This window comes from Halobacterium rubrum, assembly GCF_021729015.1.
Lineage (GTDB): Archaea > Halobacteriota > Halobacteria > Halobacteriales > Halobacteriaceae > Halobacterium > Halobacterium rubrum.
This window is the reverse complement of record NZ_JAJQQZ010000002.1, coordinates 15214-38050: the sequence shown is the minus strand read 5'-3', so window position 1 is coordinate 38050 and position 22837 is coordinate 15214. Positions and strand designations below refer to the sequence as shown.

Sequence of the window (22837 nt, the reverse complement as noted above, 5' to 3'; positions counted from 1 at the left end):
CGTGGTCGGGGTGTCGCCGGCAGTAATGCGCCTGCGTGAGCAGGCCACCAGACATTCTACCGACGACTGACCGGACTCGCCGTCGCGACGCGCCGACAACCACCACCCGCTGGACACTACACCAATGCTCGAACGAACCTACATCGAAGACGTATCGCCCGAGGACGACGGCGAAGAGACGACTATCGCCGGCCACGTCCACGAACTGCGCGACCTCGGCGGCATCCTGTTCGTCATCGTGCGGGACGGCACCGGCCGCCTGCAGGTCGTCGCCAAGGAGGACGACACCCCCGAGCTCTTCGAGACGGCGGAGAACCTCGACAGCGAGGACGTGATTCAGGTCACGGGTACGCTGGAGGCCAGCGACCAGGCGCCCGGCGGCGTCGAACTCGCGCCCACCGAGCTCACCGTCGTCAGTGAGGCGACGGACGTCCCCTCGATCGAGATCTCGAAGGACGTCGAGGCCGACCTCTCGACGCGCCTCGACGAGCGCCACCTCGACGTGCGGAAGCCGTCGACGAAGGCGGTCTTCTCGCTGCGCTCGAAGGCGATGCAGGCGATGACCGACTGGTTCTACGACAACCGCTTCGAGGAAGTCGACACCCCCGAACTGTCGACCGCTGGCGCCGAGGGCGGCGCCGACCTCTTCCCGGTCGTCTACTACGACAAGGAGGCGTACCTCTCCCAGAGCCCCCAGCTCTACAAGCAGATTCTCGTCGCCTCGGGCTTCGACCGGCTGTTCGAGGTCGGGCACGCGTTCCGCGCCGAGGACTTCGGGACCTCCCGCCACGTCTCCGAGATCGCGATGTTCGACGTGGAGCTCGGCTACATCGAAGACCACAACGACGTGATGGACGTCCAGGAGGAGTCCCTGCGACACACCATCCGGCACGTCGCCGAGAACGCCCAGCGCGAACTCGAGGAGCTGGGCGTCGACCTCGACGTCCCCGAGGAGGACTTCCCGCGAATCACGTTCGAGGAGGCCCGCGACATCCTCGCCGACGAGTACGACCACGTGCCGGAGGACGACAACGACCTCGACACGAAGGGCGAGCGCCTGCTCGGCGAGTACTTCGAGGAACAGGGGCACCCCGCAGTCTTCGTCGTCGGCTACCCGGACGAGAAGTTCTACTACCGACAGGACGTCGAGGGCGACGACATCGCCTCCCGGAAGTTCGACCTCCTGTACCGCGGTCAGGAACTGTCCTCCGGCGGCCAGCGTGAGCACGACATCGAGCGCCTGAAGGCGGTGATGCGCGAGCAGGGCGTCGAGCCGGAGAACTTCGAGTTCTACCTGGACGCGTTCCGCTACGGCGTCCCGCCCCACGGCGGCTACGGGCTGGGCATCGACCGCCTCGTCCAGCAGCTCGCCGGCCTCGACAACATCAAGGAAGCCATCCTCTTCCCGCGGGACCCCGACCGCCTCGAACCGTAGACCGGTCGAACGACCCGCCGACCGACCCGGTTTTTCTCACTCCAGGTCGTCGATGAGTCCCTGGAGCGTCTGGACGTGTTCTTCGAACATCGATTCGCCGTCCTCGGTGAGCACCGCCGTCGTGTGCGGGCGCTTGTCCACGAACTCCTTGCGGACCTCGACGGCGCCGGCGTCCTCCATGCGCTGGAGGTGACTGGAGAGGTTCCCCTCGGTGAGGTCCAGGTCGTCAGTGAGGTCGCCGAAACTGGACTCGCCGTGCCGGTAGAGGTACGCGAACAGTTCGAGCCGGGTCGGCTGGTGGACGAGCTTGTCGAGGTCCATCCTACGGTCGAGTCAACACCCAGTAGGAGGCTGCGGCGTAAACCACGTACGATGCGCCGAAGGCGGCGTAGCCCCACGTGTGCAGGACGTCGACGTTCGGGATGGCGACACCGACGACGAGCAGGACGACGCCGCCTGCGTGCAGCGCGTACCGGTCCCGGGCGCGGATGCGGTAGGCCTTCAGCGTCTCGCCGGCGACGAGGTAGCCCAGCCCGAGCATCACCGCGACGAGGCCGAGCACGAACGCGTTCTCGGCGAGGTAGCCCAGTTCGGCGAGGAACGGCCGTGCGACGAACTGCGTGGCGAACGACCCGAAGTAGACGACGAGAATCTGGAAGCCGACGTTCGGTTCGTTCGCGCCCGGGCCGTAGGAGTAGTCGTAGCGCCGCGAGAGCACGACGCCGCTCGCGCCGAACAGCCCGAGCCACACCACGGGATACCAGAAGCCCGCGGCACGCTCGAACAACAGCACCTGCGAGATTGCGCTCCCGACGGCGACCAGGGCGCCGAACAGCAGCCACTGCTCGGGGGCACCCTCGTAGCGCTCGGCGATGCCCATCGCGTCCTTGATGCGGTCGAGGTCCTGCTGGAGGCGTCGGGGGTCGACGTCTTCCTCACTCATCGTCGGGGGCTGCGTGGACGTAGTAGTTGAACGCGTCGGTGTAACTCGGTTCGACCGTCTCGACGGTCGCGTCGCCGGCGGCCGCCCGGACGTCGTCGACCGTAGCGTCCGCGCGGAGGAACCCGCGGCGTTCGTCGCCGTGGTAGAACGGCTCGCTGACGACGTGGGGGTCGAGCGCGTCGCTGGCGGCCGCGCCACCGACGACACGGACGACGGTCGGGACACCGTCGAGCAGTGCGTCGGGGGTGTCGACCGCGAGCACGCCGCCGCCGTCCACGAACGCGACGCGGTCGGCGAGGTCGGCGTCGACGGGCCGGTGGCTCGTGGCGACGACAGTCGCTCCGTCGTCGACTCGGTCGCGGACGACCCGGTGGAACGACTGCACCATCGAGAGGTCGACGCCGGCGGTCGGCTCGTCGAGGAGGTACAGCGGCGCGTCGACGGACAGCGCCAGCGAGAGCTCGAGCTTGCGCTTCATGCCCTCCGAGTAGTGCTTGGTGCGCTTGTCGAGGTCGCCGGCGAGCCCGAGGTCGTCGACGTACTCCCGCCAGCGGTCCGTGAACTCGGGGTGGAGGCGGGCGTAGAACGCGGCGGTCTCGCTGCCGGAGAGGGTGTCCACGCTGGCGCCGCCCTGCAACAGCAACGAGAGGCTGTGGCCGCCGTCCTCGGCGACCGGCGTCCCGAACACGGAGATGGAGCCGTCGGTCGGTTCGATCGCGCCGGCGAGACACGACAGCAACACCGTCTTCCCGGTGCCGTTGGGCCCCATCAGCAACAGCACTTCGTTCTTCGAGACGGTGAGGTCGACGCCGTCGAGGACGCCGTCGTCTCCGAACTCCTTGCGGACGTTCCGGGCCTCGAGGACGGGCTGGTCGGCGCTCACTGGACCTCACCCCGGTAGAGCGAGCGGCGCGTGGCGACGACCGCCAGTCCGAGGCCGGCGACGGCGTAGCCGGCGAGCAATGCGAGGTGGCCAGTGCCGGTCGGCGCTCCGGGCGCTGCGAGGCCAGCGCGCGTCCAGTCCCCGACGGGGACGACGTGGTGGACAGCCAGCCGGGTCGCCAGCGCGTTCGGCACGACGTTGACGAAGTCGGCTGCGCCGGCGAGCATCCCGGGCTGGACGCCGTTGTAGCCGGTGAGGAAGAACGCGAGCATGACGACGCTGACCGCGACGATGCTCGCGAACTTCGCGTCCGGGACGGCGGCGACGAGGACGACGGCGACGCTCGCGGCGAACAGCCCGAGCGCCAGTAGGCCCAGCAGCGCAATCGGCACGGAGAGCGCCGACCGGAGCGCGTACTCGGCACCGGTGGCGGCGCCGACGCCGAGCACGGCGAGGACGGCGGCGACGGCGAACAGGTAAGCGGCGGCGAACCGCCCGAGGAAGTCGGCGGCGGGGACCACCGGGAGCGCCCGGAACTGGGCGTACCGGCCGTCCTCGACGTCGGCGACCAGCGACTGCGAGAACGTGTTCAGGAAGACGGTCAGCGCCGCGAACGTCCCGTAGGAGACGGCGTTCGTAGCCTTCACGACGCTGGCCACACCCTCGGGCATGCCGCTGGTGTCGATGAAGAGGTACACCGACAGCAGGTAGAATCCGGCGGGAAACGCCACCGCCCAGAAGAGGACGGCGCCGTTGCGGCGGAGCGTCTGGAGGGTTCGCACGGCGAACGCCGTGGTCTGTTCGGTGAGGCGGCCTACAGGGGGGAGGCCGCGCGTCTCGATGCTCATACCACACCCACCGGCACCCGCCCACAAATAAGTTTGCAGCACAAATTGACTTTGCGACGCAAAGTTTGGTGGCAGTCGTGGTGCTGCCGGCAGTCACGTCGCTCTCACCGCAGGGTGCCGCCACAGTCGACACTCGTAGCCGTACTCCTCCGGCGAAAAATTGTCGTCGGGCGGTCGCTTGCTCGCTACTTCCGGTTCAGTTCCAGGGGCCGAAGTCGGGGTCGACCTGCCGGTCGCGACGGTCGATGCCGTCGACCTTCGCCACGTCCTCGTCGTCGAGTTCGAGGTCGAGGCTCGCCCAGTTGTCGGCGATGTGGTCCTCGCCGGTCGCCTTCGGGATGGCCGTGACGCCCTTCTCGCGGACCCACGCCAGACTCACCTGCGCCTCGCTGACGCCGTGCTTCTCCGCGACGTCCTGAATCTCGGGCACGTCGAAGACCTCGCCGCGGGCCAGCGGCGAGTACGCCACTAGCTCGATGTCCTCGCCGTCGGCGTACTCCCGTAGCTCGTCCTGCTGGAGGAGCGGGTGGAACTCCACCTGGTTGGCGAACGGCAGCTCGCCGAGCACGTCCCGCGCCTCGTCGAGGTGCCGGGGTTCGAAGTTGCTCACGCCGATGCGGTCGGTCACGCCGTCGGCCTGCAGGTCGGCGAACGCCGACAGCGTCTCCTCGGCGTCGTACTCGTTGGCCGGCCAGTGCACGTACAGGAGGTCGACGGCGTCGACGCCGAGCTTCTCGAGGCTCTCCTCGGTCGACGCCACGACGTCGTCGGCGCCGAGTTCGCTCGTCCACACCTTCGTCGCGAGGAAGACGTCCTCGCGGTCGACGTCGGCGGCCGCGATGCCGTCGCCGACGGCGTCCTCGTTCCCGTAGATCTGGGCGGTGTCGACGTGCCGATACCCCATCTCGAGGGCCGTCTGCACGCTGTTCGCACACGCCTCGGGGTCCTCGTTCTGCCAGGTGCCGAGCCCGAGTACGGGCATCTCGTTCGCGAGCGGTGCGCGCTGCTGCGCGTCCTGTGACATACAACACGCAAGACCCGGCGCGCGGTTAGGGGTTGGGGCTCCGGCGAACCACCCGGTCGGCGATTACTCCTCGAGGCGGTCTCGCGCGAACCGCGCGAGCAGCGGGATGTCGCTGGTGTGCACGAACTGCAGCAGCGACCGCCAGCCACCCTCGTTGGCACCGGACAGCGTCTCGATGTCCGCCGACTCGAGGTCCCGCATCAGTCGGTCGTAGCGGTCGTTCGACGCCAGATACAGCAGCTGGGTCATCGTCAGCCGGGTGCGGGCGTTCGGGGCGACGCGATTGTGCCAGAGGTCGTCGTAGATGGACAGCGCTTCGGCGGACGTGTCGGGGTCGGACGCCATGAAGCAGCGGTCGGCGGTGACGGCGGCCGCGCGAGCGGACTCCATGCACTTGTGGATGCCCTCGCCCCACAGCGGGTCGATGGTCGGGACGGTGTCGCCGATAGCCATGAAGTTGTCCGTCGAGAGGCTCGCCGGCATCTGGATGTGGGCCGAGCCGCGGTGCTGTTTGCCGGCGAGTTTCTTCGCGTCGGCGAGCCGCGGGTCGGTCTCCATCCAGTAGTCGAGGTAGTCGTCGATGCTCTTGGAGCCGTCTCCGAAGCGCTGGTAGCTCTCGTTCTGGATGTAACAGATGCCGACCTTCGCGGTGTCCCCGCCCGTGTGGAAGATCCACGAGTAGCCGCCGGGCGCGAGGTCGTGGTCGAGGCGCAGCATCATCGCGTCGTGGAGGTCGGCGTAGCCGTCGTGGTCCACGTGGACGTTCTCCATCTCCCACTCGATGCCGATGGCCTGGTTGCTGCGCCGGAGGTCCGTGACGCCGAGCTTCTTCGCCAGCGGCGCTGCGGGACCGGTGGCGTCGACGACGATGTCGCCGTAGACCTCCTCGTCGCCGGCGTACTTCACGCCGACAATCTCCCCGGCCTCCGTGATGGGGTTGTTCACGCGCGCCTCGAACCGGTAGTCGGCACCGTGTTTGCGCCCTTCGGCGACGAGCCACTGCTTGAACTCCGCGAACTCCAGGACTGCTCCGGGCTGGTCCTGGACGAAGTACTCGCTGGGCGACTCGAGGACGACGTCGTCGGTGTACTGCATGACGACGTCGTCGGGCACGCCGAACGCGCCCATCAGCGACGCGAACGTGCCCGCAGTGGACTTGTTCGACTGGCGAGGGAACTCGTCCTCGGGTTCGGCTTCGAGGACAACCACGTCGTAGCCTCGCTGGGCGAGGTCCCGCGCGCACTGTGCTCCTGCCGGGCCGGCGCCGGCGACGACGACGTCGTAGTGGTCGGACATGGATATCTTCGGTCTCGTAGTCGACGCGGGTCGGCCGCTGTGGAGCGCGACCGACCGCGACAGCCTGCCGCCGGCTGCACCTCCGTGGCCGGCGGCGACCCGCGCGAGTGCAGTTATTCGTCTGGAACCGCGCCGGGGACTAAAAACACGCGGGAACGTTCCTGACGCCCGCGAAGGGGCGGAATCTGCCGGAGAGTGGTTCACGCCACCCAGTCAGGACAGTCGGTACGCCCGAAGCTGGGTCACTGCCACTCGGTAGGCGGCCGGGAGCGCGACGGCGACCGCAATCAGGACGGCTCAGGCGGCCGCCACGACTCCGCTCGCGTCGATACTTCAGCCGAACGGGAGTGCGTGCGAGGCCGGCACAGCCACCACCTCGCCGGCGAAGTCGCTGTGGACGGCAGCGGCCGCAACGACCGTCGCGGTGAGTGCGGCAGAGAATGCACCGTACGCGACTTTACCGGGCGGGACGGCGCGCGGAAGTCGACGCCGTCGACGGTCGGCCGTGGCCGTAGTGTTTCGTCGGCTCGTCGGCGTGGCTTCCTGACGTTACTGTTTCTCCAGACGGGCGACGAGAGTCAACAGACCGTACAGTACTGCCAGCGTCACGGGGAACAGCGCCAGCACGCTCGCGGTGTCGCCGAGGGGGAGCAACTCAGTGACCTCGTTCGCGAGGACGACAGTGAGCGCGCCGACGAGGAGGGCGTGCCAGCGCGAGACGGCGTCCAGTCGTTCCTTCAGTCGCGCGTCGACCGGGTTGCCGGCGCCGCCGGCGCAGTCAGTCGTCGTGCTGTCGGCACCGGGGTCGTCGGCTGTCCGCTTTTCCGTGTCGTGCTGTCGGGGGTGTTGTGGGGTCATGGCTGGAACCGGCTCGCCGTGTAAAGCGAGCTTTACAGTAAAGCATGTTTTACACTCCTACCTAAACCTATCGGTGGGTCGAACGGACGCGCCGAGTGGAGGCTCGGCCAGCTAGTCGCCGAACTCGGGGTCGAACAGGTCCTCGACTCGGCAGTCGAAGAACTCCGCGAGCTTGAATGCCAACTCGATACTGGGGTCGTAGCGGTCGCGTTCGATGGCGTTGATGGTCTGGCGGGTGACGCCGACGGCGGCCGCGAGGTCTGCCTGGCTCAGGTCGGCCTCGTCGCGGTGTTCGCGCACCTCGTTTTTCATCGTCGGTAGCGGACGGCAGTGTAGACGGCGCCGTAGACGACGAACAGCGCCGAGATGGTGTAAAAACCCCCGACGGCCTGTTCGGGCACCGCCACTGACGGCAGCTGGTCGGCGACGACGAGCCCGGTCATCGCCACGAGGCCGACGCCTCCAGCGATCTGGAGCGTGCGGAGACTCGCACGGCGCTCCAGTTCCAGGTCACGCTCGTCGTACAACGTGACGGACGTGCCCTTCCAGACGCCGAGGAACGCGAGGATGCCGGTCCAGTACACCACGAGCCCGACGAACGGGTAGTCGAGCTCCACCGCGACGAGGAACCCGGCGACACCGGCAGCGATGCTCCCGTACATCAGCCGGCGGTAGCGTCGAATCGTCGCCACTCGACTTCCCCCGGTCGATCCGTGGTCGCTCATTGACACAATCGTAAAACGAGCTTTACGCCCGGGCCGCTTGTAGGTTTCCACTCTCCGACACCACTGCTATCTGGCTGGCCCTCCAGACACCACTGTGGCCGTGATTCACGAACACTACCGGCCGACGACGGACGACTACCCGCCGGGCGTCTACCGGGTCGTCGGTACGCCAGACCCTGCAGCGCTCCTCCGGGTGACGGACGCCGACGGTCGCCGCGCCAGCACCGGTCACCTCGAACGCGTCCCACGCGGCGACCTCGAAGACTGCTTCGAGCCTGCGACCGACCCCGACGCGGGCATCGACCCCGTCCGCGGGGTGAGGAACGCGCTCCAGGGGCTGTACTGGCAGGTCCGGAAGTTCCTCTGAACGCGCCCCAGCAGTCCCGGAGCGACCACCACACGTGAGCCGTCAGCAGACCGCCTGTACGGCAGCCAGCGCCCTCACTGGGCCGACGGTTCTCCGGTGACGGGAACCGGAAACTACGATTAAGTGTCACGGATACTAATTTTCGGACGCAATGCCTGTATCCGACCTCGCGCGGGACGACGTCGTCACCGTCGACCCGTCCACCCCCGTCACCGAAATCGCATCGACGATGGCCCGAGCCGACGTCGGCAGCGTCCTCGTCACGTCCAGCGGCCAGCCCGTCGGCATCGTCACGGACCGCGACCTCACCGTGCGCGTGCTCCCGGACGCAGGCGACCCAACCTCGCTCACCGCCGAGGACGTGATGTCCGACGACCTCCACGTCGTCGACGACAACGCCGGCTTCTTCGAGGCCGCCGAGACGATGAGCGACCACGGCGTCCGCCGGCTCCCGGTCATCGACGGCGACGGCGACCTCGCCGGCATCATCACCATCGACGACCTCACGGAACTGCTCGCCGACGAAGAACAGCACGTCGCGGAGGTCCTGCGCGCACAGCGGCCACCGTACTGACCACAGCACGGTCTGCCCGAGCGGTAACGCGGCGTCTCGAGGCACTGCGAACGGAGACCGGGGAGAGAGAAACGGGCGCGTCGGCGACGCGACCTAGTAGAACTCGCGGACGAGGTCGGTGGCGCCGTCGGGGGCGCCGTCCGGAATCTCGGCCATGTTCTCGGTGACGCCGTGGGCTTCGTGGTACGGCGTGGAGTCCTCGTCCTGGTAGAGGACGCCCATGTACTCCTTGTCGGCGTCGAGGATGGCGTCCTTGGCCTGGTCGTAGTCGTGGCGGTCGTAGTCGTCGTCCTCGCTGAGGTCCACGAGACTGTCGCGGAAGTAGTCGTACGTGTCGACGTCGTTGAACGTGACACACGGCGAGAACGTGTTGACGAGGCTGAAGCCGTCGTGCTCGATGGCCTCCTCGACGATCTCCTGGTGGCGAAGCGCGTCCGAGGAGAAGCTCTGCGCGATGAAGCTCCCGCCGGCAGCCATCGCGAGCGCGAGCGGGTTCACCGGCGGCTGCTTCGGGCCGTCCGGGGACGTCGACGTCTCGAAGTCCGGCCGGCTGGTCGGGGACGCCTGCCCCTTCGTCAGCCCGTAGATGCGGTTGTCCATCACGACGTACGTGATGTCGACGTTCCGGCGGACAGCGTGGATGAAGTGGCCGGCGCCGATGGAGTAGCCGTCGCCGTCGCCGCCCGCGACCATCACTTCGAGGTTCGGGTTCGCGAGCTTGGCGCCGGTGCCGACGGGGAGCGCGCGACCGTGCACGCCGTGCAGCGCGTACGACCGCATGTACGTGCCGATCTTCCCCGAACAACCGATGCCGGCGACGACGAACGTGTCGTCGGGGCTGTTGCCGGTCTCGGCGAGGGCCTTCATCATGCCGTTCATCGTGCCGAAGTCACCACAGCCCGGACACCACGTGGGCTGCTTGTCGGACTTGAAGTCGGTGAAGCGGACGTTCTCTGAGCTCATGCTAGGGTCTCCGTGATTTCGTCGGCGAGTTCGTCTGCCTTGAAGTCGACGCCGTCGTACTTGTTGATTCGGCCGACCCGTTCGAGCACGTCGTGTTCGACGATGTCGGCGAACTGGCCGGTGGCGTTGGCTTCCACGACGACGACCTGGTCTGCGGCCTGTACCTCGTCAGTGAGGTCGGGCCGCGGGTAGATGTACGGCACCGAGACGACGCGGACGTCCGGGTCGTCCTCGCCGAGGTAGTCGAGCGCCTCGACGATGGTGCCCTCGTTGGAGCCCCACGAGATGACGAGGTTGTCGGCGTCGCCGTCACCGAACTCGCGGTAGTCGAAGTCCTCGCGCTCGCGGGCCGTGTCGACCTTCTGGTAGCGCTTGTCGACCTGTTCGACGCGGACGTCAGTGTCCTCGGTCCGGCGGCCGAGCTCGTCGTGCTCGAGGCCGGTGGACATGTGGACGCCGCCCTCGGTGCCCGGCACGGCGCGCGGGCTGACGCCGTCGGCGGTGACGGCGTGGGGCTTGAACTGGTCGTTCTCGTTCTGCCACGCCGAAATCTCGTCCTCGTCGACGAGCTTCCCGCGGTCGATCTCGACCTCGTCCATGTCGAACTCGTCGGGCGCGTACGTGCGCTCGGTGACCGCCATCGAGAGGTCGGCGGTGAGGTAGACCGGAATCTGGTACTTCTCCGCGAGGTTGAACGCCTCGACGGTCTTGTGGAAGCACTCCGCGACCGACGTCGGTGCGAGGACGAACCGGGGAATCTCGCCGTGGCCGCCCTTCAGCATCATGTTCAGGTCGCCCTGCTCCTGTTTGGTCGGCATCCCCGTGGAAGGGCCCGACCGCATGACGTTCGCGACGACCAGCGGCGTCTCGCTGGTGGCGACGAGGCCGAACGTCTCACTCATCAGGTCGATGCCCGGACCGCTGGTCGCAGTCATCGACCGGGCGCCGGCGCGCGCGGCGCCGAGCGCCATGTTGATGGCGGCGAGTTCGTCCTCCGCCTGAACCACGTGGCCACCGAACTGCTCGATGCGGCCGGTGAGGTACTCCATGACGTCCGTCGCGGGCGTGATGGGGTAGCCGGCGTAGAACCGGCAGCCGGCGGCGATGGCGCCCATGCCGATGGCTTCGTCGCCGTTCAGCAGGACGTAGTCCTCGTCGGTGGTCTCGAGGGAGTACCGCGGGCCCTCGTCGGCGTACTCTTCCTCGACGTACTCGGCGCCGAGCCGAGCCGCCTGCTTGTTGTTCTCGACGATGCTCTCGCCCTTCCCGCCGAAGCGCTTCTCGAGGGACTCGTCGAGGTTCTCGATGGGGAAGTCCGCGACGGCGCAGACGGCGCCGAGCGCGACGATGTTGCGCATGATGGCGCCGCCGGCGTCCTCCGCGAGGTCCTTCAGCGGGACGTCGAGGCCCGTCACCTCGCCGGGCGCCTCGAAGTCCGAGAACTCCGTGCGGTCGCCGTCGTAGATGACGACGGAGTTCTCGTGGAGCTCGTCGAGGTTCTCGTCGACGGTGCGCTCGGTGAGCGCGATGAGGATGTCGAGGCGGTCGACCACACTCTGTACCTGGTCGACCGACGTGCGGACCTTGTAGGCAGTGTAGCCACCCCGGATTCGTGATGCGAAGTCCTTCGAGGTGAACACGTGCCGGCCGGCGCGCGACAGCGCCTGTGCGAAGATCTTGCCGGTGGACGCGATTCCATCGCCGGCTTCGCCGCCGATGGCCCAGTTCAGGTCGTCGTGCATGTGGTTACCGGCTACCCGCGCCGCCAGCAAAAAGGCTTCTGAAGGCGTACCCCGGCAAGAATCGAACGGAACGCTCGGCCGAGACGACGAAACTGGACGCGCGTCGGCTCCCGGCCGATAGCCCTGCACGTCCACCGTGGGAGTGTCCGGGAACCGTGAACCCCGGAAGTTAGATTCGAACTAAATCGTGGGGTGGACCGGTGCCGCGGTCGCGGTGAAACGAACGGATTAGGTGCGTGGCTCACCAGACGGCGGTATGGACGAGACACCGGTGACGGTGCGGGCGGTCGAGGACGTGGGCCCGGAGACGGTCGCCGTGACCTTCGAGACACCGGAGGGGTTCGCGGCCGAACCCGGGCAGTTCGTGCGCGTCGTCCGCGAGTTCGAGGACGGTGAGTCGGAGGGCCGGTACTACACGCTGTCGTCGCCGACCGTGGCGGAGACCTTCGAAGTGACCGTCGGCGTGGACCCCGAGGGGACGCTGGGGCCGTGGCTGGCGAGCCGCGAGCCCGGCGACGAGGTCACCGTCGAGGGGCCGTTCGGCGACGAGTACTATCAGGGCGAGCCGTCGGTGCTCGTGCTCGCGGGTGGCCCGGGCGTCGGCCCGGCCGTGGCAATCGCCGAGCGCGCCGTGGAGGCGGGCGCCGAGGTCGCTCTCGCCTACGAGGACGACCAGCCCGTCCACGAACCCCGGCTCGCCGCGCTCTCCGAAGCGGGCGCGTCCGTGCTCGTCGTCAGCGACGCGTTCGAGGACGCGGTCGCGACGCTCGCCGACGCCTCCGACCAGGCCGCGTTCGTCTACGGCTTCTCGGCGTTCTGCGGCGCCGCCACCGACGCGCTGGAGGCCGAGGGATTCGACACCGACGCCGCGAAAGTCGAGAGCTTCGGTCCCGCACCCTGACTCCGAGGTCACCTTCGTGTCGGCACCAATCAGCGTCCGCTCGCGACGCGCTATCGACCAGCGACTCGACGAACTCCGCGAGGCTCACGCGCCGTTCCCGTGCCACACGGAGACTGTCGAGAACGACCCGGCGCTGTTCGCACACGGCCAGACGTTCTTCGACGCCGGCGGGCGCGGCGGCGCCGGCGCCCGAGTCACCGACGACGACGGCCGCCTGCTCCTGATTCGCCACCCGCGAGCGCCGGAGACGTGGACGCTTCCGGCCGGCGGCCACGAGCCCGGCGAATCGTTCGCGGAGACGGCTGTCCGGGAGGTCTGGGAGGAGACGGGCGTCGAGTGCGAACTGACGGGGGTCTGGCAAGCGAAGCGCCGCCGGTTCGTCCACCGGGAGGACCCCGAACGCCGCGGCTACCTGCTGTCGGTGTTCTTCACGGCGGAGTACGTCGGTGGCGACGCCGGCCGCTACCCGGAACGGTGGGACGACGACGCCGACGAGGAGATTCTCGCGGTCGAGTGGTTCGAGAACCCACCGGAGAACACCGCCGGGTTCGTCACCGACCCCGACGTCCCGGAGCGGGACCCAGTGAGCGAAACCTGACCGGTCAGTGCTCGACGAACTCGATTAGCGCGCCGCCCGTGTCTCTCGGGTGCAGAAACGCGACGTCGTGGCCCCACGCGCCGTCCCGGGGTTCGTCGTCGATGAGCGCGACGCCGGCGTCACGGGCGGTCTGGAGCGCGGCCTCGATGTCGTCGGTGGCGAACGCGACGTGGTGGATGCCGCCGCCCTGCTTCTCGAGGTAGCTCCCGATGGTCGTGCCGTCCTCGACCGGTTCGAGCAGTTCGACGTAGCCGTCGCCGCCGAGGTCGAGGAAGACGACCCGGAGGCCGTCGAAGGCCTCCTCGTGGGCAACCGGTGCGTCCAGCAGTTCGGTGTAGAGGCCGGCGAGACTCTCGGCGTCCTCGGTGGCGACGCCGACGTGGTCCACGTGCATACTCGCAGGTGGCTCGCGGGCGTCTATCAAGCCACCGACCGACGGGGCCTACGCCTCCGGCTCGTGCGCTGGCTCGGGGAGGCCGAACTCGACGCCGGTGAGCTCCTCGGAGACAGTCCAGAGTCGGCGCGCCGTGTCCTCGTCGCGCGACCGCTCGCTGGACTGCTGGCGCTCGGGGTGGCCGCGCATGTTCAGGAAGCCGCCCGGCCCGACGTACTCGCCGCCGTCGACGCTCGGGTCGGTCGCGGCGTACAGCAGGGGCCACGCGCCCCGCTCGGCGCTCTGGCCGACGAGCGCGTTCGCCGCCTTCATGGCGAGCAGCCGCAGCCGCGACCCCTCGGCCTCGGGGCCGCGCAGCTGGAGGTTCGTGGCGGCGTACCCCGGGTGGCAGGCGACGCTCGTCACGCTCGCCGATGCCGCCCGGAGCCGGCGGTCCAGTTCGTACGTGAACAGGACGTTCGCCAGCTTCGACTGCCCGTACGCCGACCACTTGCCGTAGTCGTCGGTGTGCTGGAGGTCCTCGAAGTCGATCTCGCCGGTCTCGTGGGCGCCGGAGGACTGCGTGACGACACGGGTCTCGCCGCTGGTCCGCCGGAGCACGCCCAGCAGCTCGGCGGTGAGCGCGAAGTGCCCGAGGTGGTTGACGCCGAACTGGGTCTCGAAGCCGTCGGCAGTCTCCGAGCGGGGAATCGCCATCACGCCGGCGTTGTTTGCGAGCACGTGCAGCGCGTCGTACTCGGTCCGGAACCAGTCGGCGAACGCCGTCACCGAGTCGAGGTCGGCGAGGTCCAGTTCCCGCACCGTCAGCGACGCGCCCGGGTACTCTGCAGCGACGTCGTCGCGGGCGTCCTCGCCGCGCTCGGTGCTCCGGCACGCCATGACGACGTGGGCGCCCGCCCGGGCGAACGCCTTCGTCGCCTCGAACCCGATGCCGCTGTTCGCGCCCGTCACCACGACCGTCCGGCCGGACTGGTCCGGCACGTCGGCCGCCGTCCAGTTGGCGTCGTCACTCATGGCTGACCACTGGACGGCCAGCGGGAAAACTCGGGGTGCCGCGGCCAGCCGTGCCGGGACACGCGTCGCCGACGGGCGACCGGCCTATCAGACTGCGGCGCCGGGCTGGTGCTCGCCGAAGACGTCCCGGAGCGTGTTACAGATCTCGCCGACGCTCGCGTACGCCTTCACGGCGTCCACGATGTACGGCATCACGTTCTCGTCGCCCTCGGCGGCCTCACGGAGCGCCGCGAGCGCAGCCTCCACGGCTTCCTCGTCGCGGTCGGCCTTGACATCGTTCAGGCTCTCGATCTGGCGGCGCTCGTCCTCCTCGGTGACCTCCTCGATGTCGGCCTCGGGCTCCTCCTCCTCGACCTCGAACTCGTTGACGCCGACGATGACGCGTTCTTTCTCCTCGATCTCCTGCTGGCGGTCGAACGCCACGTCCTGAATCTGGCGCTGCACCCACTGGTCCTCGACGGCCTGCCGCATCCCGCCCCGGGAGTCGACCTCGTCGAGAATCTCCCGGGCTTCGGCCTCGATGTCGTCGGTGAGGCTCTCGATGTAGTAGCTGCCGGCCAGCGGGTCGATGGTGTCGGCGGCGCCGGACTCGTGGGCGAGAATCTGCTGGGTGCGCAGCGCGGTCCGCACCGACTCCTCGCTCGGAATCGAGAGCGCCTCGTCTTTCCCGTTCGTGTGCAGGCTCTGGGTCCCGCCGAGCACTGCGGCCAGCGCCTGGTAGGCGACCCGGACGATGTTGTTGTCGATCTGCTGGGCGGTGAGCGTCGAGCCAGCCGTCTGCGTGTGGAACTTCAGCTGCTTGCTCTTGGGGTTCTCGGCGTCGAAGCGCTCCTCCATAATCTTCGCCCACATCCGGCGGGCGGCCCGGAACTTCGCGACCTCCTCGAGGATGTTGTTGTGGGCGTTGAAGAAAAAGGAGAGCTGGGGCGCGAACTCGTCGACGTCGAGCCCGGCGTCGAGGGCGGTCTGGACGTACTCGATGCCGTCGCCGAGCGTGAACGCGACCTCCTGGGCGGCCGTCGCGCCCGCCTCCCGGATGTGGTAGCCGGAGATGGAGATGGTGTTGAACTTCGGCGTCTCCGCGGCGCAGAACTCGAAGATGTCCGTGATGACGCGCATCGACGGCTCCGGCGGGAAGATGTAGGTGTTGCGCGCGATGTACTCCTTGAGGATGTCGTTCTGGATGGTGCCCCGGAGCTCCTCGCGGTCGACGCCCTGCTGGTCGCCGACGGCGATGTACATCGCGAGCAGGACGCTGGCGGGCGCGTTGATGGTCATCGACGTGCTCACCTCGTCCAGCGGGATGCCGTCGAAGACGGTCTCCATGTCTGCGAGCGTGTCGATGGCGACGCCGGACTTCCCGACTTCGCCTTGCGCCATCGTGGCGTCGGAGTCGTAGCCCATCTGTGTCGGGAGGTCGAACGCCATCGAGAGTCCGGTCTGGCCCTCGTCGAGCAGGTAGTTGAACCGCTCGTTGGTCTCCGCGGCGGTCCCCATGCCGGCGTACTGGCGCATCGTCCACAGCCGGCCGCGGTACATCGTCGGGTAGACGCCGCGCGTGTAGGGGTCCTCGCCGGGGAACCCGAGGTCCTCGCCGTAGTCGAGGTCTGCGACGTCCTCGGGCGTGTAGAGGGCGTCGACGGACTGGCCGCCGGTGTCGGTCTCGAAGGAGTCCTTGCGCTCCCCGAACCGGTCGAGCGTCGGCCCCAGCGTCTCCTCCTCCCAGTCCTCGCGGGCGTCCCGGATCGCCGCGAGGTCGTCGTCGTCGTACATACCCGGACGGACGGCGGACGCCGCCTTAATCCTTGTACGTTCCTACCGGACGACGACCCGCCGTTCGCTGGGGTCGACAGTGACCTCCCGCCCCACCGGCATCGGCGCGACGGGGTTCGTGTGCCCCCAGTCCAGCCCCAGCACGACGGGCGCGTCGGGGTTGTAGCGGCCGACTTGCTCGGCGACCGCGTCGTATACGTCTTCGCGGTAGGCGTCGCGGTCGCCGCCTGGCGTGTCGCTGGCGTAGCTCCGGGTCGGTGGCCGGCCGACGAGCACGGCGTCGAACCGCTCCAGCAGTCCGCGTTCGCCCATCGCCATGAGGCTCCCCGCGACGTCCCAGGGGAACGGGACGTGCTCGGCGGTCTCGATACAGAGTACCGCCCCGTCCAGCCGCCCGGGGTCGGGGAGGTAGCGGTCGCTCGCGAGGTGCCAGTCCAGGATGGACCGCGAGCCACCCCACAGCCGGCCCGTCGCGGTCTCGTCACCGCCGGCCCACCGCCAGCCCGGGTTCGGCTCGTACTCGGGGCGCTCGCCGAGCAGGCTCGGGTCCGTCCACCAGTGGGTCGGCTCGTCCGTCCACTCGTCGCTGGCTTCGAGTTCGCCGGCGGGGTCCTCGAAGAACATCCGCCGGCAGTACCGCTCCGTGTACTCGGGGACGCTGCCCGGGGTCGCAATCTCGTTCAGCAGCTGGGCGCCGTTGAAGGAGACGACGCCCTCGCGCCAGAGGAACAGCCCGAGGTTCGTGTTGTCGCTCATCCCGTAGAACCGCGTCGGGTGCTCGCGGAGCACTTCGGCGTCGAGGTGTTTCAGCACGCGCAACTGGTCGTCGCCGCCGATGGTCGCGAAGACGCCCCGGATGTCGGGGTCACGGAACGCCCGATGGAGGTCGGCGGCCCGGGCTTCGGGGTGGTCGCGCAGGAAGCCGTCGCGCTGCCGGGCGGTCGGGTAGACCACGGGCTCCAGGTCGAAGACGTCGCGGAGGCGGTCGAGCGCCAGTTCGAGGAGGTGCGGGGCGTCGCGTGCGCCACCCGAAGACGGCGCGACGACGGCGACACGGTCGCCGGGCTCCATCGCGGGCGGCGTGACGAACTCACGGGGCATACACTGTCGCGGACTGTCCGGTGTCAAAAGCGTTCAGTCAGTGTGCAGCCGAGTGGCATCCGGCACTGGGGGACCGTCACCCCCCGGTGTCGTACTTGTACGTCGCGGACTCGGAGTCGATGCCGAAGTCCTCGGCGGTGTCCTCGTCGTCTTCGTCGTCGTCGCCGTAGTCGTCCTCGAAGCGGCGACGCAGGCGCTCGGGCACCTCGAAGGCGCCGAACGCCACGTGCAACGGTTCGGCGTCGGGCTGGTACTCCCGGGTGGCGGCGAGCCGGTCGCCCAGCGGCGCCGGCAGGTCGGCCTCGTCGACGCGCTGGAAGCCGAACTGTTCGAGGTACTCCGGCTCGTCCGTCAGCGCGTACGCCTCGTCGAAACCCTGCTCGCGGGCGTCGTCGACGAGATACTCGAGGAGGTGGGCGCCCACGCCCTGTCCACGCCAGTCGTCGAGCACGCCGATGTTCGTGAACTCACAGACCCGTCCCTCGTCGTCGCCGTCGGTCGCGTCACCAGAGTGGACGCGGAAGCGCGCGAACCCAGCGCGTTCGTTCGTGTCCTCGTCGACGGCCAGCACGTAGTCCCGCGACCGGAACGCAGGGTCCTCGAAGCCGTACTCGTCGAGTCGGTCGAGCAACCACACCTCTTCGTGGTTCTCGGCGTCCCGGGCGAACATGCCAGACGTTTGGACGGCGCCGGGGAAAAGCGTTTGTGGGGGACGGGTCGGCGCAACACCTTACTCGCCGGCTCCGGTCTGTCGGAACGATGACCGACGACCCCGACGACCGGGCGCCGGCGTCCGACTACGACCCCGGCGACCAGATTCTCCCCGGCTGGTCGGCCGACCGGGATGCGACCGCCGAACAGCCGGACGGCGGCGAGTCGGCGTTCGCCCTCGTCGGCAACGAGATCCGCGCCGCCATCGTGGAGACGCTCGGCGACGAGCGCGGCCAGGAGGGCGCCCGGCCGATACTGTCGTTCTCCGAGCTGCACGACGCCGTCGACGTCGACGTCGTCTCCAGCCAGTTCAACTACCACCTCCAGCGGCTCGTCGACAACTTCGTCGACCAGACCGAGGACGGTTACCGGCTCCGCCCGGAAGGCTCGCGGCTCTACCGGCTGATGCGCGCCGGAACCGTCTCCGAGCGCACGACGTTCGGCCCCGTCGACGTCGGGTTCGACTGCCACCACTGCGGGACGCCGGCAGAGGGCGTCTACGCCGACAGCATGTTCACCGTCCAGTGCCGGGCCTGCGAGACGCTGTACGACCTCGTGCTCGTGTCCCCGGGGACGCTGGAACCCGGCGAGAGCGACGGCGCCGACGAGCCGGCGCTCGTCGCTCGCATCGACCAGTACACCCGCCACCGCCGGCTGGCGTTCTCGCGGGGCGTCTGTTCGGTGTGCGCCAACGACCTCGACGTCGCGCTCATAGACGGCGACGAGTCGCCGTTCGCTGAGTACCAGGACCGCCAGGTGGTCGTCCACCAGTCCTGCGGGCACTGCGGCAGCCAGATGTACGTCGGCGTCGGCGAGGCGCTGCTGTACGACCCGGGACTGGTGTCGTTCTGCTGGGAGCGCGGCGTCGACGTCACGAGCGAACTGGTGTGGTCGCTCCCGTGGGCGATGACCGACGACGCCGTGACCGTCCAGTCACGGGACCCGTGGCGGGTCGCCGTCGACGTGCCGGCCGGCGGCGACACGTTGCGCGTCGTGGTCGACGGCGACCTCTCGGTCGTCGAGCGCGAGGCGCGCTGACCGCCGTCACTCGCAGGCGACGGACTCGGCGACGGCGAGCAGCGTCTCCACGGAGACGCCCTCGCCGCGGACGGTGTACCGGTAATCGCCGCAGTTCCAGGAGACCGACGTGGTCGACCCCAGCGAGACGGCGGCGTCGTTGCCGGCGACCTCGGTCTCACGGTCGCCGCGCGGCGGGAACGTCCGGTCGTACTTCGCGACCGACACCGACGCCGTCTCGTTGACGTACTGGAGGCCGACGCCGTGGACCTCGCCGGTCGTCTCGGTGGCAGCAGTCAGCCGCAGCGACCCGGGCACCTCGGGGTCGGGGACGGAGACGTTCGTCTCGGCGGCCAGCCGCTCGACCGACGCGTAGGCGGTGCGCTCGGGCGTCTCGAGCGTCTCGACGGTGGCGTTCGCCGGCGGGTCGAATCTGAACGTCTCGGCGTCCAGCCCGGGGTCGAAGTCGACGTCCTCGTACGTGGTCTCGACGCTCACTCGCTGGCCGTCCTCGTCGGTCCACGTCGCCTGGCGCGCCAGCGGGAAGAAGTGCGACCGGTCGACCCACAGCGTCTGCTCGAAGTCTCGCTCGGCGTCTTCGGGTGCCGCCAGCCGCAGGACGTACGCCTCGCGCCCGTCGACGGCTTCGGTCCCCTCGTAGGAGAGCTGGAGTGCGGCCGTGTCGGTGGCGGTGCTGGCCGCGGGCCCGTTGGCGCCCGCCGGAACGACTGGCAGCGGAGAGACGTCCTCGACCGTCTCCGTGCCGTCGGCGTCGGTGACGGTCAGCCGGCCGAACAGGCGCTCGACGCGGTCGCCGAACGTCGGCCCGGCACCGGTGCCCGACGCCGAGAACTGCGTCGCGGCGTTCTCGTCGCGGTCGTACAGCGTCACCGTCGAGTCGTTCTCGACGACCACGTCGTACCGGCGGTCGGTCGCTTCGAGCACCTCGACGCGACGGCGGTCCGTACCGGGGCGGAGAGCGACGTCGGCGACCGTCCGGTGGACCTCGCCGCCGCGCTCGACAACCGTCGTCCGGGTCGCCTCGACGCCGTCGACGGCCTCGTACGCGTCGCCGGCCTCGGTACCGACCGGCGTCTCGTCGGGGGAAGCCGGGCCGCCGAACGCGACGAGCGCGGCTGCGACGACGGCGACGACGAGGACCACGAGGGCGACGGTGGCGAGGCCGGAGCGCTGTCGGCTCCGTAACATGACCACGAGTGGGTCTGACTCCCTCTTAGTGGTTGTGAACCGCGACCCGGGGACTGCGAAACTACTTTGCACCGAAGGCAAGAGTTGCCACGTATGGATTCCCTCGACGAGGTGGACGAAGTCGTCCACGAGCCGACCCGGGAGTTCGTCGAGTCGACGAACGTCGCCCAGTTCATGGAGGCGTACGGCGTCGACAGCGTCGACGAACTCCGCGAGCGCAGCACCGCGGACCTCGACTGGTTCTGGGGCGAACTCCCGGACTACCTCGGGCTGGAGTTCTTCGAGGACTACGACGCCGTCCGCGAAAGGACCGACGGCCCCCAGTTCACCGACTGGTACCCGGGCGCCGAGCTGAACGTCGCGCACAACACCGTCGACCGGCACGCTGCGGCCGGGAACGGCAGCCGGAACCACGTCGCCTGCATCTGGGAGGGCGAGGACGGCGAGGTCCGCCAGCAGACCTACCACGACCTCCACCGGCAGGCCAACCGGGTCGCGAACGCGCTGGACGAGCGCGGCATCGGGAAGGGCGACACGGTCGGGCTCTACATGCCGATGGTGCCGGAGGTCCAGAGCATCCTCTACGGCATCTTCAAGGTCGGCGCAGTCGCCGTCCCCATCTTCTCCGGGTTCGGCGTCGAGGCCACCGCCACCCGCATCGAGGACTCGGAGTGCTCGGTGGTGTTCACGGGCGACGGCTTCCTGCGACGGGGCGACCGCGTCACGCTCAAGGACACCCTCGACGACGCCATCGAGCAGGCCGGCCACGTCGAACACACCGTCGTCTACGAGCGACTCGGTATCGCCGACAGCGCCGACGAGACGCTGACGTGGACGCGCCGCGACGAGTGGTGGGACGAGGCGGTCGGCGAGCAGCCCGCGACCTTCGAGACGCGCTCGATGGACGCCAGCGACCCCTGCATGCTGCTGTACTCGTCGGGGACGACGGGGAAGCCGAAGGGCATCGTCCACACGCACGCCGGCGCGCTCGTCCAGCCCGCCAAGGAGATTCACTTCGGCTTCGACCAGAAACCCGGCGACCGGTTCTTCTGGGTGAGCGACATCGGCTGGATGATGGGGCCGTGGACGCTCATCGGGAACCACGCGTTCGCCGGCACAATCGTCATGTACGAGGGGGCGCCCGACCACCCCGAGCCCGACCGCTTCTGGGACCTCATCGAGGAACACGGCGTCACCCAGTTCGGCATCTCCCCGACCGCCATCCGCGCGCTCCGCAAGTACGGCGACGAGCACGTCGACGCCCACGACCTGTCGTCGCTGCGCGTCCTCGGGTCCACGGGCGAACCCTGGGACCCCGAGTCCTGGCAGTGGTTCTACGAACATGTCGGCGGCGGCGACACGCCCATCGTGAACATCTCGGGCGGTACCGAGGTGTTCGGCTGCTTCCTGATGCCGATGCCGACGGAGTCGCTGAAGCCGTGCACGCTCGGCGGCCCCGGCCTCGGGATGGACATCGACATCGTGGACGAGGACGGCCGCTCCATCCGGGACGACCACGAGCGCGGCTACCTCGTCGCGCGCTCCTCGAACCCGGCGATGACGAAGAGCCTCTGGGGCGGCGACGACCGCTACCTCGACGAGTACTGGTCGCGCTTCGAGGACGTCTGGAACCACGGCGACTGGGCGCAGATGGACGAGGACGGCTTCTGGTTCCTGCACGGCCGCGCGGACGACGCCATCAACGTCGCGGGCCGGAAGGTCGGCCCCGCCGAGGTCGAGGGCGCGCTCATCGACCACGACGCCGTCAATCAGGCGGCGGCCGTCGGCGTCCCCGACGACACCACCGGGGAGGCCGTCGTCGCGTACGTGATTCTCGACGAGGCGTTCCCGCCGAACGACGAGCTCCGGGAGGCCCTGCGCGAGCACGTCGGCGACGAGCACGGCAAGCCGTTCCGGCCGCGCGAGGTGCTGTTCGTCGACGAGTTCCCGAAGACCCAGTCGGGGAAGATCATCCGGCGCGCCATCGAGGGCGCATACACCGGCGAGGACGTCGGTGACATGTCCAGCATCGAGAACCCGGACGCGCTCGAGGCGCTTCGGGACGCCAGCTAGTCAGAGTTCGTCCAGCAGCCCCTCGGGTTCGAGGGTCTCGCCGTACTTCTCGAAGTCGTCGCGGTGGAGCCACGCCAGCCGCGTCGTCTCGCCGTCCTCGGGGTCGTACACCGTGAACCCCTCCTCCGTGTAGGGCCACGCGGTCCCGAGGTCGGCCTCGAAGACGACGGTGTCCTCGAACGTCCCGATCGGCGCGAGCCACTCCAGTTCGACGCCGAGCACGTCTTCGAACGTCGTCCGGACGGCGTCCTCGGGGTCCTCGTCGGGGGCAACGTCGCGGCCCGGCGGCCGGTAGGAACGGCCGCCCGACGGGGAAATCGTCTCCACCACCAGGAACTCTCCGTCGCGGCGAACGAGGCAGGCAGCGCGCGTGTCAGTCACTGCCGGC

25 protein-coding genes are annotated in these 22837 nt (G+C 69.0%); 7 read left to right on the top strand and 18 right to left on the bottom strand.

Annotation, left to right across the window (positions count from 1 at the left end; genetic code table 11):
- Nucleotides 1-124: 124 nt before the first annotated feature.
- A complete protein-coding gene (gene aspS, locus LT971_RS07730; RefSeq protein WP_237006301.1) occupies nucleotides 125-1435 on the top strand; it encodes an aspartate--tRNA(Asn) ligase in 1311 nt (436 codons plus the stop codon).
- A gap of 36 nt (nucleotides 1436-1471) precedes the next feature.
- Here the strand turns inward: aspS and LT971_RS07725 are convergent, their stop codons facing one another.
- The 9 genes from LT971_RS07725 to LT971_RS07685 form a co-directional block, all read right to left on the bottom strand.
- Complete coding sequence (locus LT971_RS07725; RefSeq protein WP_237006300.1) at nucleotides 1472-1756, bottom strand: transcriptional regulator; 285 nt, start codon at nucleotides 1754-1756, stop codon at nucleotides 1472-1474.
- Nucleotide 1757: 1 nt separating this feature from the next.
- Nucleotides 1758-2378: a hypothetical protein gene (locus tag LT971_RS07720; RefSeq protein ID WP_237006299.1), complete on the bottom strand. Its 621-nt coding sequence runs from the start codon at nucleotides 2376-2378 to the stop codon at nucleotides 1758-1760.
- A complete protein-coding gene (locus LT971_RS07715) occupies nucleotides 2371-3261 on the bottom strand; it encodes an ABC transporter ATP-binding protein (RefSeq protein ID WP_237006298.1) in 891 nt (296 codons plus the stop codon). The genes LT971_RS07720 and LT971_RS07715 overlap by 8 nt, the downstream gene beginning before the upstream one ends.
- Entirely contained in the window at nucleotides 3258-4109 is an 852-nt protein-coding gene (locus tag LT971_RS07710) for an ABC transporter permease (RefSeq protein WP_237006297.1), read from the bottom strand. The genes LT971_RS07715 and LT971_RS07710 overlap by 4 nt, the downstream gene beginning before the upstream one ends.
- Before the next feature lie 196 nt (nucleotides 4110-4305).
- Nucleotides 4306-5091, bottom strand: a complete 786-nt coding sequence (locus LT971_RS07705) for an aldo/keto reductase (protein WP_425293289.1) — start codon at nucleotides 5089-5091, stop codon at nucleotides 4306-4308.
- 105 nt (nucleotides 5092-5196) lie between these two features.
- A complete protein-coding gene (locus LT971_RS07700) occupies nucleotides 5197-6429 on the bottom strand; it encodes a digeranylgeranylglycerophospholipid reductase (protein WP_237006295.1) in 1233 nt (410 codons plus the stop codon).
- A gap of 549 nt (nucleotides 6430-6978) precedes the next feature.
- Entirely contained in the window at nucleotides 6979-7287 is a 309-nt protein-coding gene (locus tag LT971_RS07695; RefSeq protein WP_237006294.1) for a hypothetical protein, read from the bottom strand.
- A 111-nt stretch (nucleotides 7288-7398) separates the two neighbouring features.
- Complete coding sequence (locus LT971_RS07690) at nucleotides 7399-7599, bottom strand: helix-turn-helix transcriptional regulator (RefSeq protein WP_237006293.1); 201 nt, start codon at nucleotides 7597-7599, stop codon at nucleotides 7399-7401.
- A complete protein-coding gene (locus LT971_RS07685; RefSeq protein WP_237006292.1) occupies nucleotides 7596-7979 on the bottom strand; it encodes a DUF2178 domain-containing protein in 384 nt (127 codons plus the stop codon). The genes LT971_RS07690 and LT971_RS07685 overlap by 4 nt, the downstream gene beginning before the upstream one ends.
- Before the next feature lie 133 nt (nucleotides 7980-8112).
- On the opposite strand from LT971_RS07685, the gene LT971_RS07680 reads away from it, so the two are divergent.
- Both LT971_RS07680 and LT971_RS07675 read left to right on the top strand, forming a co-directional pair.
- A complete protein-coding gene (locus tag LT971_RS07680) occupies nucleotides 8113-8379 on the top strand; it encodes a hypothetical protein (protein ID WP_237006291.1) in 267 nt (88 codons plus the stop codon).
- Nucleotides 8380-8530: 151 nt separating this feature from the next.
- Nucleotides 8531-8953, top strand: coding sequence for a CBS domain-containing protein (locus LT971_RS07675; protein ID WP_237006290.1), 423 nt, complete (start codon nucleotides 8531-8533; stop codon nucleotides 8951-8953).
- Between the two features lie 93 nt (nucleotides 8954-9046).
- On the opposite strand, the gene LT971_RS07670 is transcribed toward LT971_RS07675, so the two are convergent.
- Together LT971_RS07670 and LT971_RS07665 are read right to left on the bottom strand one after the other, a co-directional pair.
- Nucleotides 9047-9916 (bottom strand): 2-oxoacid:ferredoxin oxidoreductase subunit beta, encoded by an 870-nt coding sequence (locus tag LT971_RS07670; protein ID WP_237006289.1) that lies wholly within the window; start codon nucleotides 9914-9916, stop codon nucleotides 9047-9049.
- Nucleotides 9913-11658: a 2-oxoacid:acceptor oxidoreductase subunit alpha gene (locus tag LT971_RS07665; RefSeq protein WP_237006288.1), complete on the bottom strand. Its 1746-nt coding sequence runs from the start codon at nucleotides 11656-11658 to the stop codon at nucleotides 9913-9915. The genes LT971_RS07670 and LT971_RS07665 overlap by 4 nt, the downstream gene beginning before the upstream one ends.
- Before the next feature lie 256 nt (nucleotides 11659-11914).
- Between LT971_RS07665 and LT971_RS07660 the strand changes: the two genes are divergently transcribed.
- Both LT971_RS07660 and LT971_RS07655 read left to right on the top strand, forming a co-directional pair.
- Nucleotides 11915-12559 (top strand): FAD-dependent oxidoreductase, encoded by a 645-nt coding sequence (locus LT971_RS07660; protein WP_237006287.1) that lies wholly within the window; start codon nucleotides 11915-11917, stop codon nucleotides 12557-12559.
- 16 nt (nucleotides 12560-12575) lie between these two features.
- Entirely contained in the window at nucleotides 12576-13157 is a 582-nt protein-coding gene (locus LT971_RS07655) for an NUDIX hydrolase (RefSeq protein WP_237006286.1), read from the top strand.
- Nucleotides 13158-13161: 4 nt separating this feature from the next.
- Here the strand turns inward: LT971_RS07655 and mce are convergent, their stop codons facing one another.
- The 5 genes from mce to LT971_RS07630 all read right to left on the bottom strand — a co-directional run bounded on the left by mce (nucleotide 13162) and on the right by LT971_RS07630 (nucleotide 18109).
- Nucleotides 13162-13551, bottom strand: a complete 390-nt coding sequence (gene mce, locus LT971_RS07650) for a methylmalonyl-CoA epimerase (RefSeq protein ID WP_237006285.1) — start codon at nucleotides 13549-13551, stop codon at nucleotides 13162-13164.
- Between the two features lie 48 nt (nucleotides 13552-13599).
- Nucleotides 13600-14565, bottom strand: a complete 966-nt coding sequence (locus LT971_RS07645; RefSeq protein ID WP_237006284.1) for an oxidoreductase — start codon at nucleotides 14563-14565, stop codon at nucleotides 13600-13602.
- An 87-nt stretch (nucleotides 14566-14652) separates the two neighbouring features.
- Complete coding sequence (locus LT971_RS07640) at nucleotides 14653-16338, bottom strand: acyl-CoA mutase large subunit family protein (RefSeq protein WP_237006283.1); 1686 nt, start codon at nucleotides 16336-16338, stop codon at nucleotides 14653-14655.
- Nucleotides 16339-16380: 42 nt separating this feature from the next.
- Nucleotides 16381-17439, bottom strand: coding sequence for a S66 family peptidase (locus tag LT971_RS07635; protein ID WP_237006282.1), 1059 nt, complete (start codon nucleotides 17437-17439; stop codon nucleotides 16381-16383).
- A 76-nt stretch (nucleotides 17440-17515) separates the two neighbouring features.
- Nucleotides 17516-18109, bottom strand: a complete 594-nt coding sequence (locus tag LT971_RS07630; protein WP_237006281.1) for a GNAT family N-acetyltransferase — start codon at nucleotides 18107-18109, stop codon at nucleotides 17516-17518.
- 89 nt (nucleotides 18110-18198) lie between these two features.
- Here LT971_RS07630 and LT971_RS07625 point away from each other — a divergent pair, with 89 nt between their 5' ends.
- A complete protein-coding gene (locus LT971_RS07625; RefSeq protein ID WP_237006280.1) occupies nucleotides 18199-19188 on the top strand; it encodes a DUF7351 domain-containing protein in 990 nt (329 codons plus the stop codon).
- 6 nt (nucleotides 19189-19194) lie between these two features.
- Here LT971_RS07625 and LT971_RS07620 read toward each other — a convergent pair whose 3' ends face one another.
- Entirely contained in the window at nucleotides 19195-20376 is a 1182-nt protein-coding gene (locus LT971_RS07620; RefSeq protein WP_237006279.1) for a LolA family protein, read from the bottom strand.
- A 93-nt stretch (nucleotides 20377-20469) separates the two neighbouring features.
- Between LT971_RS07620 and LT971_RS07615 the strand changes: the two genes are divergently transcribed.
- Complete coding sequence (locus LT971_RS07615; RefSeq protein WP_237006278.1) at nucleotides 20470-22449, top strand: AMP-binding protein; 1980 nt, start codon at nucleotides 20470-20472, stop codon at nucleotides 22447-22449.
- On the opposite strand, the gene LT971_RS07610 is transcribed toward LT971_RS07615, so the two are convergent.
- Nucleotides 22450-22830 carry an NUDIX hydrolase gene (locus LT971_RS07610; RefSeq protein ID WP_237006277.1) on the bottom strand — a complete coding sequence of 127 codons (381 nt, stop codon included), beginning with the start codon at nucleotides 22828-22830 and terminating at the stop codon, nucleotides 22450-22452.
- Between the last annotated feature and the right edge of the window lie 7 nt (nucleotides 22831-22837).

Coding starts and splice junctions, on each gene's coding strand:
- aspS (WP_237006301.1), top strand. CDS start 125: ATGCTCGAACGAACCTACATCGAAGACGTATCGCCCGAGGACGACGGC.
- LT971_RS07725 (WP_237006300.1), bottom strand. CDS start 1,756: ATGGACCTCGACAAGCTCGTCCACCAGCCGACCCGGCTCGAACTGTTC.
- LT971_RS07720 (WP_237006299.1), bottom strand. CDS start 2,378: ATGAGTGAGGAAGACGTCGACCCCCGACGCCTCCAGCAGGACCTCGAC.
- LT971_RS07710 (WP_237006297.1), bottom strand. CDS start 4,109: ATGAGCATCGAGACGCGCGGCCTCCCCCCTGTAGGCCGCCTCACCGAA.
- LT971_RS07705 (WP_425293289.1), bottom strand. CDS start 5,091: ATGCCCGTACTCGGGCTCGGCACCTGGCAGAACGAGGACCCCGAGGCG.
- LT971_RS07700 (WP_237006295.1), bottom strand. CDS start 6,429: ATGTCCGACCACTACGACGTCGTCGTCGCCGGCGCCGGCCCGGCAGGA.
- LT971_RS07695 (WP_237006294.1), bottom strand. CDS start 7,287: ATGACCCCACAACACCCCCGACAGCACGACACGGAAAAGCGGACAGCC.
- LT971_RS07690 (WP_237006293.1), bottom strand. CDS start 7,599: ATGAAAAACGAGGTGCGCGAACACCGCGACGAGGCCGACCTGAGCCAG.
- LT971_RS07675 (WP_237006290.1), top strand. CDS start 8,531: ATGCCTGTATCCGACCTCGCGCGGGACGACGTCGTCACCGTCGACCCG.
- LT971_RS07670 (WP_237006289.1), bottom strand. CDS start 9,916: ATGAGCTCAGAGAACGTCCGCTTCACCGACTTCAAGTCCGACAAGCAG.
- LT971_RS07665 (WP_237006288.1), bottom strand. CDS start 11,658: ATGCACGACGACCTGAACTGGGCCATCGGCGGCGAAGCCGGCGATGGA.
- LT971_RS07660 (WP_237006287.1), top strand. CDS start 11,915: ATGGACGAGACACCGGTGACGGTGCGGGCGGTCGAGGACGTGGGCCCG.
- mce (WP_237006285.1), bottom strand. CDS start 13,551: ATGCACGTGGACCACGTCGGCGTCGCCACCGAGGACGCCGAGAGTCTC.
- LT971_RS07645 (WP_237006284.1), bottom strand. CDS start 14,565: ATGAGTGACGACGCCAACTGGACGGCGGCCGACGTGCCGGACCAGTCC.
- LT971_RS07640 (WP_237006283.1), bottom strand. CDS start 16,338: ATGTACGACGACGACGACCTCGCGGCGATCCGGGACGCCCGCGAGGAC.
- LT971_RS07635 (WP_237006282.1), bottom strand. CDS start 17,439: ATGCCCCGTGAGTTCGTCACGCCGCCCGCGATGGAGCCCGGCGACCGT.
- LT971_RS07630 (WP_237006281.1), bottom strand. CDS start 18,109: ATGTTCGCCCGGGACGCCGAGAACCACGAAGAGGTGTGGTTGCTCGAC.
- LT971_RS07625 (WP_237006280.1), top strand. CDS start 18,199: ATGACCGACGACCCCGACGACCGGGCGCCGGCGTCCGACTACGACCCC.
- LT971_RS07620 (WP_237006279.1), bottom strand. CDS start 20,376: ATGTTACGGAGCCGACAGCGCTCCGGCCTCGCCACCGTCGCCCTCGTG.
- LT971_RS07615 (WP_237006278.1), top strand. CDS start 20,470: ATGGATTCCCTCGACGAGGTGGACGAAGTCGTCCACGAGCCGACCCGG.